This window comes from Cytobacillus oceanisediminis 2691, from assembly GCF_007678455.1.
GTDB classification, from domain to species: Bacteria; Bacillota; Bacilli; order Bacillales; family Cytobacillaceae; genus Mesobacillus; species Mesobacillus oceanisediminis_A.
Genome location: NZ_VEEP01000007.1, coordinates 61,671 through 75,243, shown reverse-complemented (window position 1 = coordinate 75,243; position 13,573 = coordinate 61,671). Strand labels below are relative to the sequence as shown.

At 46.0% G+C, this 13,573-nt stretch carries 15 protein-coding genes; 4 read left to right on the top strand and 11 right to left on the bottom strand.

Going from position 1 to position 13,573, the window contains the following annotated elements; all coding sequences use genetic code 11:
• Positions 1–49: 49 nt before the first annotated feature.
• Positions 50–412: a HesB/IscA family protein gene (locus FS736_RS14620; RefSeq protein WP_144478549.1), complete on the bottom strand. Its 363-nt coding sequence runs from the start codon at positions 410–412 to the stop codon at positions 50–52.
• Between the two features lie 175 nt (positions 413–587).
• On the opposite strand from FS736_RS14620, the gene FS736_RS14615 reads away from it, so the two are divergent.
• Positions 588–1,283: a DUF2225 domain-containing protein gene (locus FS736_RS14615; RefSeq protein ID WP_144478548.1), complete on the top strand. Its 696-nt coding sequence runs from the start codon at positions 588–590 to the stop codon at positions 1,281–1,283.
• A 99-nt stretch (positions 1,284–1,382) separates the two neighbouring features.
• Here FS736_RS14615 and FS736_RS14610 read toward each other — a convergent pair whose 3' ends face one another.
• A complete protein-coding gene (locus FS736_RS14610; protein WP_079507135.1) occupies positions 1,383–1,622 on the bottom strand; it encodes a YuzB family protein in 240 nt (79 codons plus the stop codon).
• A gap of 250 nt (positions 1,623–1,872) precedes the next feature.
• On the opposite strand from FS736_RS14610, the gene FS736_RS14605 reads away from it, so the two are divergent.
• The gene (locus tag FS736_RS14605; RefSeq protein WP_144478547.1) at positions 1,873–2,940 is read left to right on the top strand and encodes an NAD(P)/FAD-dependent oxidoreductase; all 1,068 of its coding nucleotides are present in this window, start codon (positions 1,873–1,875) and stop codon (positions 2,938–2,940) included.
• 297 nt (positions 2,941–3,237) lie between these two features.
• On the opposite strand, the gene FS736_RS14600 is transcribed toward FS736_RS14605, so the two are convergent.
• A complete protein-coding gene (locus FS736_RS14600) occupies positions 3,238–3,564 on the bottom strand; it encodes a YuzD family protein (protein ID WP_144478546.1) in 327 nt (108 codons plus the stop codon).
• A gap of 152 nt (positions 3,565–3,716) precedes the next feature.
• On the opposite strand from FS736_RS14600, the gene FS736_RS14595 reads away from it, so the two are divergent.
• Entirely contained in the window at positions 3,717–3,953 is a 237-nt protein-coding gene (locus FS736_RS14595; protein WP_023626615.1) for a NifU family protein, read from the top strand.
• A 26-nt stretch (positions 3,954–3,979) separates the two neighbouring features.
• On the opposite strand, the gene thrB is transcribed toward FS736_RS14595, so the two are convergent.
• The 5 genes from thrB to yutH all read right to left on the bottom strand — a co-directional run bounded on the left by thrB (position 3,980) and on the right by yutH (position 9,533).
• On the bottom strand, positions 3,980–4,933 hold the full coding sequence (thrB, locus tag FS736_RS14590; RefSeq protein WP_260983611.1) for a homoserine kinase: 954 nt from the start codon (positions 4,931–4,933) through the stop codon (positions 3,980–3,982).
• Positions 4,930–5,991, bottom strand: coding sequence for a threonine synthase (gene thrC, locus FS736_RS14585; RefSeq protein WP_144478545.1), 1,062 nt, complete (start codon positions 5,989–5,991; stop codon positions 4,930–4,932). The genes thrB and thrC overlap by 4 nt, the downstream gene beginning before the upstream one ends.
• Positions 5,988–7,286, bottom strand: a complete 1,299-nt coding sequence (locus FS736_RS14580) for a homoserine dehydrogenase (RefSeq protein ID WP_144478544.1) — start codon at positions 7,284–7,286, stop codon at positions 5,988–5,990. The genes thrC and FS736_RS14580 overlap by 4 nt, the downstream gene beginning before the upstream one ends.
• A gap of 186 nt (positions 7,287–7,472) precedes the next feature.
• Positions 7,473–8,450 carry a 2-hydroxyacid dehydrogenase gene (locus FS736_RS14575; protein ID WP_144478543.1) on the bottom strand — a complete coding sequence of 326 codons (978 nt, stop codon included), beginning with the start codon at positions 8,448–8,450 and terminating at the stop codon, positions 7,473–7,475.
• Between the two features lie 75 nt (positions 8,451–8,525).
• Positions 8,526–9,533 carry a spore coat putative kinase YutH gene (gene yutH, locus FS736_RS14570; RefSeq protein WP_144478541.1) on the bottom strand — a complete coding sequence of 336 codons (1,008 nt, stop codon included), beginning with the start codon at positions 9,531–9,533 and terminating at the stop codon, positions 8,526–8,528.
• 349 nt (positions 9,534–9,882) lie between these two features.
• Here yutH and FS736_RS14565 point away from each other — a divergent pair, with 349 nt between their 5' ends.
• Positions 9,883–10,392: a phosphatidylglycerophosphatase A family protein gene (locus FS736_RS14565; protein ID WP_144478539.1), complete on the top strand. Its 510-nt coding sequence runs from the start codon at positions 9,883–9,885 to the stop codon at positions 10,390–10,392.
• Between the two features lie 46 nt (positions 10,393–10,438).
• Here FS736_RS14565 and FS736_RS14560 read toward each other — a convergent pair whose 3' ends face one another.
• The 3 genes from FS736_RS14560 to FS736_RS14550 form a co-directional block, all read right to left on the bottom strand.
• A complete protein-coding gene (locus FS736_RS14560) occupies positions 10,439–11,203 on the bottom strand; it encodes a TIGR01457 family HAD-type hydrolase (protein WP_144478537.1) in 765 nt (254 codons plus the stop codon).
• Between the two features lie 160 nt (positions 11,204–11,363).
• A complete protein-coding gene (locus FS736_RS14555) occupies positions 11,364–11,801 on the bottom strand; it encodes a DUF86 domain-containing protein (RefSeq protein WP_144478535.1) in 438 nt (145 codons plus the stop codon).
• Positions 11,802–11,823: 22 nt separating this feature from the next.
• Positions 11,824–13,059: an EAL domain-containing protein gene (locus FS736_RS14550; RefSeq protein WP_251542863.1), complete on the bottom strand. Its 1,236-nt coding sequence runs from the start codon at positions 13,057–13,059 to the stop codon at positions 11,824–11,826.
• Positions 13,060–13,573 lie beyond the last annotated feature (514 nt).

The following is a 13,573-nucleotide window of genomic DNA, read 5'->3' as shown; positions in this document are numbered from 1 at the left end:
TCTCTTATGAAAAAAAGCAAGGTCCGTGGACCTTGCTTTTTGTTTTAGTTTAGCATTCTTCAGGTGTTCCTTCACGTGTCGCTGTCTTAAAACTGGAACCACAGCCGCATGATGCGATCGCGTTCGGGTTGTCGATTGTGAAGCCGCCGCCCATTAAAGACTGCTTATAGCTGATTGTTGTGCCATTCAGCACTGGAGCGCTTTCCTTATCGACAAGGATCTTGATGCCGTGCTGCTCGAGCTGGCTGTCACCCTCTTCGACTTCATGCGCGAAACCCATTCCGTAAGACAGGCCGCTGCAGCCGCCGCCTTTTACAGAAACACGCAGGAAAGCGTCTTCCGTTTCATTTTGCTTCATCATATCTTTAATCTGCAATGCAGCTTCTTCAGTAATAATTACGATATTTTCCATTTTATTAAAACCTCCTTGTTCCCTTTCTTATAGTATATACAGCATTTTTCCAATCCTCAACCAATCAGGCTGAAAAAGAATATTCTTCAATTTTTTCCTCCAACAGCCAAATAACTTGGTATAATAGACCTAAACAGATTCACAAAAATCATAGGATATTCGGCAGGTGACAAAGATGTCTCAACTAGTACCTCTTTTTGATAAAAAATACACATGTGCCATGTGCGAGCATTCTTTTACGACCAAGAAGGTTCGCTCCCGTTTTGTGAAAGTCCTCAGCTTTGATTCTGACTTTGCCCCTCAGTATGCCGACGGTTTTGAAAATCCCAATCTTTACTATACCAATGTCTGCCCTGACTGCGGCTATTCTTTTACCGATGAGTTCAGCACTTATTTTCCGCCAGGCGCCAAGCAGGTCATCCAGGATAAAATCTGCAATCAGTGGGCTCCTCATAACTACGGCGATGAGCGGACAATCCAGGAGGCAATGAATACTTTCAAGCTGGCAGCCTATAGTTCGACACTGAAGAAAGAGAAACATATTGTTGCGGCCGGTCTCTATATAAGGCTTGCCTGGCTGTATCGCTCCACTGAAAACCATGAACAGGAAAACCGTTTTTTAAAACTGGCCCTTAAGGAATATACCGAGTCGTATAGCACTGGTGATTATAAAGGCACCCAGGTCTCAGAACTGCGCCTCATGTACCTGATTGGCGAGCTCTCAAGAAGAATCGGTCAAACGCAGGACGCTGTCCGTTTTTTCTCGAAGGTAATAGAAAAACAGAGACAGTCTGTCGAACCGCAAATCATCCAGCTCGCCAAGGACCGCTGGCAGGAGATGCGGGAAAGACAAGCCGTTTCCGGAAACTAAACTATCTATTTCATGGAAACAAGTGCAGAAACTGAATTTCTCTAAATCATGAAAAAAGCTGGCGAATGGAACGATTTCCATGCCAGCTTTTTTTCTATATTAAAACATAGGATTTTCATCCAGATATTTATAAACATTTTCAACCAGCTCTTCTGGGGTGTCACCGACTACCGGATCACCGTTTACAAGCGCAAACATGGACATGGCGCATTTTCCACAGTAACCAAGGCACCCATATTCAATGACGTCAAGATCAGGGTCCCGTTCAAGCTCTGCCCTTGCTGCCTGAGAACCGCTCGCAAGATTGCTGATACAAAATTCAATGATCGGCTTAATCATTTGTTTCACCTCTCTACTAATTTTTAATCGTACCCTTTTTCAGGTAAATCGTCAATTTCTCCGGCTTACAGCCTCTATAAAATTGTTGTTATTTTGTCACAATTTCGTTATACTTTTTATGGATTAAAACGAATCAGAAAAAATATTGTAGAATAATTTCGAATTATGTATCCGTTTACCGTTTGCAAGAACGAGCTTAAAAAACCTACATCATTGACTGTCTGTGATGAGTTAAAAAGGGGAAATTCACATGAGAAATCTCGTTATTCTTGGCGGCGGCTATGGCGGCATGCGTGTCCTCCATAAATTGCTGCCTAATGATCTGCCGGAAGATGTATCCATTACATTGATTGACCGTGTTCCTTACCATTGCTTGAAAACTGAATACTATGCGCTGGCTGCAGGCACGATTTCCGATCAGCATATTCGTGTGTCATTTCCTGAACACCCCCGCCTTCAGGTAAAATACGCGGAAGTTACGGCCATCAATCTGGAGGAAAATAAGGTTGAGCTGCAGGGTAATGAAGCTGTGGAATATGACGATTTGATCATTGGTCTCGGCTGCGAAGATAAGTACCACAATGTTCCTGGTGCCGACACGTTCACGTACAGCATCCAGTCAATCGAAAAATCACGCGCTACTTATCAGGCACTTAATAATCTGCCAGCAGGTTCAAGTGTTGCCATTGTTGGTGCAGGGTTGAGCGGTGTCGAGCTTGCGAGTGAATTGGCTGAAAGCCGCAAAGACTTGAAAATCAAGCTTTTCGATCGCGGAAACCATATTCTGTCCGCGTTCTCCGAGCGCCTGAGCACCTATGTGGAAAACTGGTTTGACAACCATAATGTCGAAATCATCAACAATGCAAATATTACAGAAGTACAGAAAAACGTCTTATACAATCATGATGAGCCGATTGTATGTGACGCGATTGTCTGGACTGCCGGAATTCAGGCAAACAGACTTGTCCGTGAAATGGATGTCGAAAAAGACAGCATGGGCCGGGCCGCGGTTACTGCGCAGCACAACCTGCCAGGACATGAAAATGTATATGTAGTCGGGGATTGTGCGAGCCTGCCGCATGCACCGAGCGCCCAGCTTGCAGAAGGCCAGGCTGAGCAAATCGTCCAGGTGCTGCAAAAGCGCTGGAAAGGCGAAGAACCACCTGAATCCTTCCCGCCGATCAAGCTGAAAGGCGTCATCGGTTCACTTGGCAAAAAGCACGGTTTCGGTCTGGTTGCAGAACGTCCGATCACCGGCCGCGTAGCACGATTGCTGAAGTCAGGTATTTTGTGGATGTATAAGTATCATAATGGATGATCATTTGTGAACCGGGCGCGGGTGCCCGGTTTTTTTATTTTTTGGTAACTGGTAAAAATCAGCGGGAATTTCCAGTTCGCTATATAATTGAATTTTTCGCTATATAATCTTTAAAGTCGCTATAAAAATGAAATTTTCGCTATATAATTTCAAAAGCCGCTATAAAAACAAAAAAGTCGCTATATAATTTTAAAATCGCTATAAAAGGTTTTTCGCTTTTTTAATAAATCGGTATTTTAAAGAGATTCTTCTCAAAAAGAGAAAAAAGCACTCCGTTTCGGAATGCTTTTAACAGAATTACGCTGAAATGTATCCGTATTTCTCTAATTCGGCGTAAATCGTCTTCAATTTCGGATTTCCTTCGCCGACAACCTTGCCTTCGAGCAGGACGACGGGATAAAACATGTCTTCTTCGATTACTTTTTCAGCAAATTCCCGCTTATCTTCATCTGCAGGAGGGTTGTAGATATCGACATAAGTAATTTTAAAAGGCTGGTCTGCATATTTGCGGCCGATTGCGGCTTCGAGCCATTCATATGTTTCTTTTGAGGATGGCAGGTTGACACAGCTAGGGCATAATACTTCTGCGCCGTAAACGACTATTTCTACTTCTTTGCGTTCCATTATCAATTACCCCCTGTTATTTTCTTTTATTTTACTATACGATGAAAAGGATTCATAAGGAAAAAACTGTTGTTCTGAGGTTTTTCATTCAATTGGATAGATTTTTCCGGCTGATGAGATTATAATAAGTATTATGAAAGGAGTCGATTTGCATGACTGAACAGCAAATGTTTGAGCAAGTACAAGAAGTATTAGATAAATTGCGTCCATTCCTTCTTCGCGATGGTGGAGACTGCGAACTAGTGGATGTAGAAGATGGCATCGTAAAACTTCGCCTGCTGGGTGCATGCGGAAGCTGCCCGAGCTCCACAATCACGCTTAAGGCTGGAATCGAACGCGCCCTTTTAGAGGAAGTACCTGGCGTTGTTGAAGTTGAACAGGTATTCTAATTAACCAATAATAAAGCGGTTTTGCCTTAAATGGCAAAACCGCTTTTTTTCATGCTGGAACTGCATCCGTTCCGGTCGATTTTTAAAGTTAAAATTTCCATTCCATCGACACACCGCTTCATTTTTCCCCCGACTTCATCCCCTTTACCGGGTTCCGCCAGACACAAAATCGATGGCCCGGCCCCGCTCAGTGCAACGCCGAATGCTCCTGACTGAATGGCTTTTTCATGCACATCATCAAAAAATGGCACAAGTTCTTTCCTGTATGGCTGATGGAACAGGTCGGCAGCCATCATCCTGCCTGCAAGCGTCCAATTATGAGTTAACAATGCAGCAAGCAGCTGATTGGCAACGGCACTTGCCCGGACACTGTGCTGGAATTCCATGTTTGCCGGCAACACGTCTCGTGATATTTCGGTCAGCAATTCCTCCCGGGGGACAACCAGTATCGGATCGAACTGGACCTGGTCAAGTACCGTCAGATCGACTTCATCCCCTATTTGGCTGCCCACCACGACACCGCCAAAAAGGCTGGCCCCCGCATTGTCCGGGTGGCCTTCAAACCCTGCAGCGATTTTTAATTTTTCAAGCAGTGACAATTCTAAATTGCAAAATTCATTGGCCAGTTCCACTCCGGCAACAATCGCCGCAGCGCTGGAACCCAGCCCTCTTGCCAGCGGAATATCGCTTTTGACAGACATTCGGAGAGGCGGCATTTTCTGCTTGTACATTAAAGCGGTTTTAAGCGCGATCTGGCAAATATAATTCGTTTCATCACGCGGAAAGTCTGTTAAGGATGGTGAGAGGAACTCCACCTCCCAACGATTGCTTCGCTCTGCCTCGAGCTCCAGGTATAGGTCCAATGCGACTGCAAGGGAATCAAAGCCGGGGCCAAGGTTCGCTGAGCTTGCCGGGACTTTTACCGCAAAAACCTGTCTTGCTGTAATGCCTGCAGCATGTGGTTCCCCCAGTCCGTTCATTGTCTGACCACTCCCCTGATATGCTCGCTGACGATTCTTTCGTCATTCGGAAGCAGCACGGGTGAGATGGAGCTGATATCGATGGCAGTTGAAGGGTCCTTCAATCCATTTCCCGTCAGTACAGCAACAATCCGGGAGCCACGAGGAATTTCCCCTTGTTTCAGAAGCTTGTGGATTCCTGCCAGCGAGGCACATGAACCCGGCTCAGCAAATATCCCTTCTGTAGAGGCCAGTCGGCTGTATGCCTGTAAAATTTCTTCATCGGTGACGAAGTCAATTGTTCCTTCTGATTCATCCCTGGCAGCAACAGCAAGATTCCAGCTGGCAGGGTTGCCGATTCGTATGGCAGTGGCGATCGTTTCTGGCTGCTCAATCGGTTTTCCCTGCACGATTGCTGCTGCACCTTCTGCCTCGAAACCGAACATCCTCGGCAATCCTGTCCGCCTGCTGGAATTGTATTCTTTGAAACCTTTCCAGTAAGCACTGATATTCCCCGCATTACCCACCGGAATCGCCAGGACATCTGGTGCACCGCCCAGCTGGTCACAGATTTCGAAAGCAGCCGTTTTCTGTCCTTCGAGCCGATATGGATTCACCGAGTTTACGAGTGTGACTGGTTCATTTTCACTGATGGCCCTGACCATTTTCAACGCCTCGTCAAAATTGCCTTCAATCGAAACGATGCTGGCGCCATACATCACCGCCTGTGCCAGTTTGCCCATCGCGATTTTTCCTTCGGGAATGACGATGATACACCGCATTCCTGCTCTCGCCGCATATGCAGCTGCAGAAGCCGAGGTATTGCCTGTGGAAGCACAAATCACCGTATCACTGCCCTCCTCCTTGGCTTTCGCGACCGCCATCACCATGCCTCGGTCCTTGAATGAACCCGTCGGATTGGCCCCTTCAACTTTTACATGCAAATCAATGCCCCACTGCTCTGACAGCTGGTCTAGCCGGATCAGTGGCGTGTTTCCTTCATGCAGTGTCAGCATCGGGGTCTGATCATTGACTGGCAGGTATTCACGATATTCACTCAACAGTCCCCGCCATCTCATCGATTGACACTCCCCTCGACTCTGTATGAGCTCTTGATTTCTTTCACGACCCTGAGGTCACGCAGCTCCATCAGGATATTTTGATAGTCTTTGAGAGAAGCACGATGTGTAACGACTACGATTTCGGCAAGTCCCTTTTCCTTCAAAGGCATCTGGAGGATCTTTTCAAAGCTGACATTATGGTCAGCGAAAAGCGAGGTGACCTCCGAAAAGACACCAACTTCATCATGGACATGCAGACGGAGGAAGTGCTTCGAACTTACTTCTCCATCATCCTTCAGCTGCTTCTCATATTGCGGGGTGACCATAGAACGGCCATTAACTCCTAGGCGCATATTCTTAACGACGCCAACAAGATCTGACACAACAGCAGTGGCGGTTGGCAGACTGCCGGCACCCGGGCCGTAGAACATGGTTTCCCCGACCGCTTCACCGTATACATATACCGCATTGTACTCATTATTGACAGACGAAAGCGGATGGGAAGACGGCAACAGGGCAGGCTCCACACATACCTCGACTTTGTTACCTTCACGGACAGCGATGCCAAGCAATTTCATCGTATAGCCAAGCTGTTTGGCATACTGCAGGTCTTCCTCTGTGACCGAAGTGATTCCTTTAAACTTCACATCATCTAGGTCAATCTTCATGGAAAATCCAAGTGTACCCAGTATCGCCATTTTTCTGGCTGCATCTAGCCCTTCCACGTCAGATGCCGGATTCGCCTCCGCATATCCCAGCTCCTGCGCTTCCTTCAGCACGCTGTCATATGGAAGTCCCTCCTGGCTCATCTTCGTTAAAATATAATTTGTTGTTCCGTTCACAATTCCCATCATCTTTGTGATCCTGTCAGACGCAAGCCCATCAACGAGACTTCGCAAAATCGGGATGCCTCCTGCCACGCTCGCTTCAAAAAACAGATCGCAGCCATTTTCACTCGCAGCCGTCAGCAGCTCTGAGCCATGGACAGCCATCAAATCTTTGTTTGCTGTCACCACGTTCTTTTTGTTCCTCAGTGCCTGCAGCATATGTTCACGGGTATTCTCGATCCCGCCCATGACTTCAATCACAACTTCGATTTCCGGATCTTCGATGATGTCCGCTGGGTCCATCGTCAGGAGAGAAGGGTCGACCTTTACCGACCTTTCCTTTTCTACATCCTGGACGAGGATTTTCTTTACCTTCACAGGGCAGCCAACCTGGTGCATCAACTTATCCTGGTGGTTCTCAATGATTCTCACTACCCCCGACCCAACTGTTCCTAATCCAAGAAGTCCTACCGAGATTGCCTGCATATTCTCTTCCCCTCTCCCTTTGTCTTTTCTAAAAATACATTTGTTTTTGTATAGTAGACATTATATAGACGACCAACCTCTTTTACAAGGGATATTTAAGAAGCCTTTCTCCATGAAAACGCTTAATCGCAAGGGGCTGTAAGTGTAAAAAAAATCCTCCCCTGCATGAAGGGAAGGATTGATGAGTTATTGAATCACTTCTTTATTAACAATAGTCTTCGGACTGTCTCCGGTGAGGACAGCTTTGACGTTCGTGCAACAAAGCTTGATCATCTTTGTCCTCGTTTCTGTACTTGCCGATCCGATATGCGGGATTGCTGTCACATTTGAAAGTTCCAGCAACGGATGCTCTGTTGAAATGGGCTCTTTTTCAAAAACATCAAGTCCTGCAGCGGCAATCTCTCCGCTTTTCAGGGCTTCATACAATGCCTGCTCGTCCACAACCGGCCCGCGTCCAACATTGATGAAAATCGCGCTTTTTTTCATTTTCGCAAAAACATCTGCTGTAAAAAGATTTCTGGTTTCATCTGTAAGCGGTGCGAGTGATACCACATAATCAGCCTTTGATACAAGATCCTCGAATGAACTGTAGACCGCACCGAGTTCCTTTTCAGCTTCCGGTTTACGGGAACGGTTATGGTAAAGAATATCCATTCCAAAGCCATTCGCGCGTCGGGCAACAGCCTTACCAATTTTCCCCATACCGACGATTCCGATCGTCTTTCCATATACATCATGTCCTGCAAGCAGGTATGGGCTCCAGCCTTCCCACTTGCCAGCTTTGATATAATCTGCTGCTTCGACGATGCGCCTTGCCGCAGCCATCAACAAAGCAAAAGTAAGATCAGCGGTTGTCTCGGTCAGCACATCTGGGGTATTGCTCACAACGATTCCGCGCTCGGTGGCTGATTTGAGATTGATATTGTCAAAACCCACAGCCAGGTTGGCGACGACTTTCAGGTTTTCACCAGCTGACAGCAATTCCTCGTCAATTTTGTCAGACAGCATGGTGATCATCCCACTGGCTTTTTTTGCTTCAGCGAGCAAAACCTCTCTCGGGGCAGGGATATCTTCATGCTCCCACATCTTCACCTCAAATTGCTCGGTGAGCTCTACAATCGTTTCTTCAGGAAGTTTCCTGGTAATATAAATATACGGTTTCATCGTCTGGCTCCTTTTTGTAAGCGGTTAATATAATAGAATAATATTCATTCTATCACATTTACGCAAAAGCTTCGACTACCGTAATAACCACTCAACCGGAGGAAGCTTCGCCATTTTCACAGGTGCATCGCCAATCTGGTAAAAATGGCTTAAAAAACGTTCGTAATCACTGCTTTGGTCCAGATACTTCCGCAAACGGTCCTCAAGCTGGCGCTTTGTCTGTTCTGACTGGGTAATATAGTAATTTTCGATTGCTTCATAGTAGTGAAGCGGAAACAGCAGCCTGGAGTACAGAAGCCTCCATGAAAACGGCGACAGCATTGTCAGACTCTGGTACTCATTAAGGAAGTTTTTGATTTCCGGCTGGCTCGTCTGGATGTTGGCAAAATAACGCTCCCTTACCCACTCTGCCAGATCGCGGCTTCCATGGTCGAACACCCACTCAAATGGATTTTTCACAAAATACGGCCCTCTCCAGACTGTATTGGTGAAGCGCTCATGGCAGACAGTGCCGTGGTCAATCTTTGTCGGCTTATCATCGATCTCCGTATCTGCAAGATATTGGATGGCATTTTCCGACAATCCCATATAATACGGAAAAGACTCCATGAACATTCTCTCAAAATCGTTCTCAGGCTCAGTATAGAGTTTGCCGCTCCACACCTTTTCCATCTGGTCCAGCCGCTTTTCCCAGAGCTGTTTCCACTGTCCGACCCTGTTCATCCCTTCAACCTTGAAAGGGATTTGCCTGCCTCTTGCATGGAATCTGGCCAGCTTCCTGCCTGTTCGCAATTTCTCCGGCATCGGTGCGGCACGACTCTGCAGCACACAGTACTTCCTTCCCTCCCATTCGCAAATCTGGCGTCCTTCCTTGTCTGTAAGCAGCTGCGAAACGTTGCGGTCACCAGCTTTTTGCATATGGTCAGCGATTCTCGAAAGCTCGCTTATCTCTTGCTCTTTTGCCCCATTAGCGTCCATAATCAAATAAAGCCCTTCATTCTGTTTATATCCATGATATCTTCCAAGAGATACTTCTGAATCCGGAAAAATCCCATATACTTCTTTTAACATCTTTTGAAACATCAAACAGCACCTCTCTCCAAGCCATTCTTTTACAAATATATGTGCCGGACTGTAAAACAATGAAATGAATAACTGGCTTCATTCGGGAAATGATTTAAAGGAATGAATTCTTTCACTAAAACGGATTAAGCGGAATAATTTAGGTTAAATAGGATATGAAGATAGCTATTAGAAAAGCGTAAGCGCCTTGGTCAGCCCCGACAAGCGTTGGAGGGCTGACCAGTGAAGTCGTTCTTTGACTTCATTGGGCAGACCGAAACGTCTCGAGGGGCTAGGCGCTGGAGCTAGACAGTTACCAAAGTGAGATACACACTTTCTTATCTGAATTAAAAACAGAAAGGTGATGCAGATGTTAGAAAAGAAACGCGCCATTCATATGACAGAGGAAACTGCCCGGAAATGGCTTCACGAACGCGGGGTTGAAATAGAGGATATTGCGAAACTTGTGTTCTTCTTGCAGGAGAAGTATCATCCGAACCTGCAGATGGACGATTGCATCCAGAATGTCGAGCGAGTATTGTCCAAACGTGAGGTCCAGAATGCCATCCTGACAGGAATCCAGCTTGATATCCTCGCAGAGCAGAAGAAGCTTGGCGAACCGCTTCAATCCATTATTGAAACAGATGAGAGCCTGTATGGCGTGGATGAGATTCTCGCTTTCTCAATCGTCAATATCTATGGTTCGATTGGATTCACCAACTACGGGTTCATTGATAAAGCAAAACCGGGTATCCTTGAACTCCTTAATGATAAAGAAAAGTCAGGCAAATGCCATACATTCCTGGATGATATTGTGGGAGCTGTTGCAGCGGCTGCTTCAAGCCGACTTGCACACCGAGCGGCGAATGTAGAGGAATAATGATAAAGGGACTTGCAGCCGGCGATGGCACAAGTCCCTTCTGTTTTTATACTTCCCAGTCATCCAATGAATCGACTGTATAGGTTGGCATTTCATCGTAACCCTTCAGCAGTTCCTTCGTTGTGACCCCCGTGTGTACAAGCAGAGTATCCATTCCGGCCCTCATGCCTGCGAGAATGTCGGTATCATAATAGTCCCCGACCATCAGCGTCTCTTCCTTCGCAGTTCCCAGGACCTTCAGTGCCTGTTCCATGATCACTGATTCCGGCTTGCCAATGAAGATTGGGTCTGTTTGCGTGGAAACAGCGATGACTGATGTTAGTGATCCATTTCCCGGAAGCAGGCCACGTTCTGTCGGAATTGCGATATCTCCATTAGTTGAAATGAAAGTGGCCCCGTTCCTGACCGCAAGGCAGCCAACTGCCAGCTTTTCATAGGTAATGCCGCGGTCAATTCCGGAAACGACGAAATTCGCTTCTTCCCCTGCAAACCGGAGCCCTTTTTCCTCGATAGCTGTCTGAATCCCCTCTTCGCCAATCACGTATACGGTCGCATCTTGCTTTTGCTCATAAATATAGTTGGCCGTTGCCTGACTTGTCGTAAAAACCTGCTCCTCAGTGGTTGGGATATCAAAGCTCCGCAGCTTTTTCGCCACCTGGGCCGGTGTACGCGAAGAATTATTTGTGACGAATAAATAAGGAATTCCAGCTGCAATCAGCCTTTTTATAAAATCCGAAGCCGCCTCGATCCGTTCTGAGCCCCTGTACATCGTTCCATCTAAATCAATCAGATAGCCTTTATATTTTTTCATGATGATCACTCCTATGCATAATGTTCCCTTGTTGTGCTAAAACGAATAATCCCATTTTATTAAAGTAGAGCAGGCAGTGCAAAGGACAAAGCTCACAGCAAAGAAAAAGAGACCGACTTATGAACTGCTCAGTTCATCTTATCGGTCTCTTCATCCAGCTTTACTTTTTAAAAGCGGAAACCGGGCCTAGTTCATTCGTTAGATATTCCCTGACCTTCACCGGAAACAGCTTGAGTTGCGGAAGTTCAGACTTGAAGGTTTGGATCAGGCTTCCATGGTCCACATCAGTGTATTGCTGGACTAGCATCTTCCTGAACAGGACGATTTTTTTCAAGCCTGCGCTCATGTCAGGCGTCACGACTTTTTCATCATCGAGGATATCGATGATGTCTTCATAGCTGCCCGGGTCACGCATGATGAAGCCATCAATCATCGAATTGCCCACATCAAGAACAGCCTCCACCATCGTATGCGCTGCACGCTCGAGGGCCGCTTTTTCCATAGGCGTTTCCCATGATCCATTGCTTTCAAAAAAATCAATCTGCCTGTCCAAAAACTCCAATGTTTGCTCAATTTGATCCCTGTCGACAAAATACATTCCTTATCACCTCTCGAAGATGCTAGACGGTTTTCAATAATCCAGGACGGGCGTAAAAATAACCTTGTGCCAGTTCAACCTTGTTCCGTGAGAGGACTGATGCTTCATGCTCATTTTCGATTCCTTCGGCTATGACAGTAGAGCCTGCTTCCTTTGCGACAAGCAGAAGCCCTTTCAGCATCGACTCCTTCACAGAGTTCTTGTCGATGTTCTGGATGACGGATCGGTCGATCTTGATGACATCCGGCATGATCTCACTGATGGTATTCAGGCTGGCATATCCCGCTCCTGTATCATCCACCGCAATCTTGATACCCATTCCTCTTAACACCTTTATATTATAGATAAAATTATCGATTCCCTCAATCGAGTCCCGTTCGGTGATTTCCAGGGTGATCTGATTCGGCTTGATGCCTTCATAGGATTTCATCATTGTTTTCAAATCACGGACGAATCGAAAATTGCCAAGCGTGATCGGCGTAAAATTAATGAAGATATCATCCTGGCAGCCAGTTGATGTAATTTGGTCAAGCGTTTTCCTCAGGACAATCATTTCAAGCTCATACAGCATATTCGTCTGCCTCGCGACTGAAAAAAGCTGCAGTGGACTTTCGAGGGCTGTCCCCTCAGGACCGCGGGTCAGCATCTCCCACGCACGGACCTCCTTAGTGGCGACGTCAATGATTGGCTGTGCCAAAAGTTTTATATTCTGCCGGGAGATGATTTTGTTCATTTCATAAACCATTTCATTGAATTCCGTCTGAATCCGCTTTTCAGCCATCGCAAACGCCTGCTGATGAGCCTTCAAGACCGCTTCATGTACGGACCCTACTGATTTATCAATAAAAATGAATCCCGTGTCAAAGATAGGCTGGACGGTCGGATACTCATGAAAAATCCTGCTTTCCGCTTCCCTGAGGATTTTCTTCATCTTCCCATCAATCTCCGAGATACAATGCCTGTTATGGTCAATCCTTATAAACAGGCTCAAGCTGTCACTATAGTAATCATGCAGGACAATCATGTCCTCTTTTTCAATTTCCAATTCAATCACAGCTTTGAAATGACGCTTCAAAGCCTTGTGGTACTTCCACGTCTCCCCACCAAGCTGAGCCGCCAGCTCGCGGTGATTTTTGATCGTATAGGCGATGACTGCCACTTCACAGCCACTGTTAAAAGCCTTCTTCACCCCTGTTACAACAGGATCCCTCAAGATGAACTGAGGCGGATAATAACAAAGCGATGAATGAGGCAACATTATTTTCCCCCAACCAAGCAGGTTGTCCAATATGCTAGTAACACGGCGGGCCATAGGTTTCAATCCTCTCAGACGATGACTAGAACTTTTTCTTAATTGTACCATATTTCGCTAAAATAGACCTTTTTTACTAGATAGTTATTTCAAAATATTTTTACTCTTTGTTATGGTAGGGAATGTAGGGAAGGGGCATCACGAATAAATTCTTGTTTATGACAGCTTTTATGGCTTCTCCCTCAAACCTGTCAAAATTACGAGGTTTTTTTGACAGCTTTTTTTGCTTCTCACCTAAACCTGTCAGAATTACGGGGTTTTTTTGACAGCTTTTTTACTTCTCCCTCAAACCTGTCCGAATTACGGAGGTTTTTTGACAGCTTTTTTTGCTTCTCCCTCAAACCTGTCCGAATTACAGAGGTTTTTTGACAGCTTTTTTTGCTTCTCCCTCAAACCTGTCCGAATTACGGAGGTTTTTTGACAGCTTTTTTTGCTTCTCCCTCAAACCTGTCCGAATTAC

Coding starts and splice junctions, on each gene's coding strand:
- FS736_RS14620 (WP_144478549.1), bottom strand. CDS start 412: ATGGAAAATATCGTAATTATTACTGAAGAAGCTGCATTGCAGATTAAA.
- FS736_RS14615 (WP_144478548.1), top strand. CDS start 588: ATGTCTCAACTAGTACCTCTTTTTGATAAAAAATACACATGTGCCATG.
- FS736_RS14610 (WP_079507135.1), bottom strand. CDS start 1,622: ATGATTAAGCCGATCATTGAATTTTGTATCAGCAATCTTGCGAGCGGT.
- FS736_RS14605 (WP_144478547.1), top strand. CDS start 1,873: ATGAGAAATCTCGTTATTCTTGGCGGCGGCTATGGCGGCATGCGTGTC.
- FS736_RS14600 (WP_144478546.1), bottom strand. CDS start 3,564: ATGGAACGCAAAGAAGTAGAAATAGTCGTTTACGGCGCAGAAGTATTA.
- FS736_RS14595 (WP_023626615.1), top strand. CDS start 3,717: ATGACTGAACAGCAAATGTTTGAGCAAGTACAAGAAGTATTAGATAAA.
- thrB (WP_260983611.1), bottom strand. CDS start 4,933: ATGAACGGACTGGGGGAACCACATGCTGCAGGCATTACAGCAAGACAG.
- thrC (WP_144478545.1), bottom strand. CDS start 5,991: ATGAGATGGCGGGGACTGTTGAGTGAATATCGTGAATACCTGCCAGTC.
- FS736_RS14580 (WP_144478544.1), bottom strand. CDS start 7,286: ATGCAGGCAATCTCGGTAGGACTTCTTGGATTAGGAACAGTTGGGTCG.
- FS736_RS14575 (WP_144478543.1), bottom strand. CDS start 8,450: ATGAAACCGTATATTTATATTACCAGGAAACTTCCTGAAGAAACGATT.
- yutH (WP_144478541.1), bottom strand. CDS start 9,533: ATGTTTCAAAAGATGTTAAAAGAAGTATATGGGATTTTTCCGGATTCA.
- FS736_RS14565 (WP_144478539.1), top strand. CDS start 9,883: ATGTTAGAAAAGAAACGCGCCATTCATATGACAGAGGAAACTGCCCGG.
- FS736_RS14560 (WP_144478537.1), bottom strand. CDS start 11,203: ATGAAAAAATATAAAGGCTATCTGATTGATTTAGATGGAACGATGTAC.
- FS736_RS14555 (WP_144478535.1), bottom strand. CDS start 11,801: ATGTATTTTGTCGACAGGGATCAAATTGAGCAAACATTGGAGTTTTTG.
- FS736_RS14550 (WP_251542863.1), bottom strand. CDS start 13,059: ATGTTGCCTCATTCATCGCTTTGTTATTATCCGCCTCAGTTCATCTTG.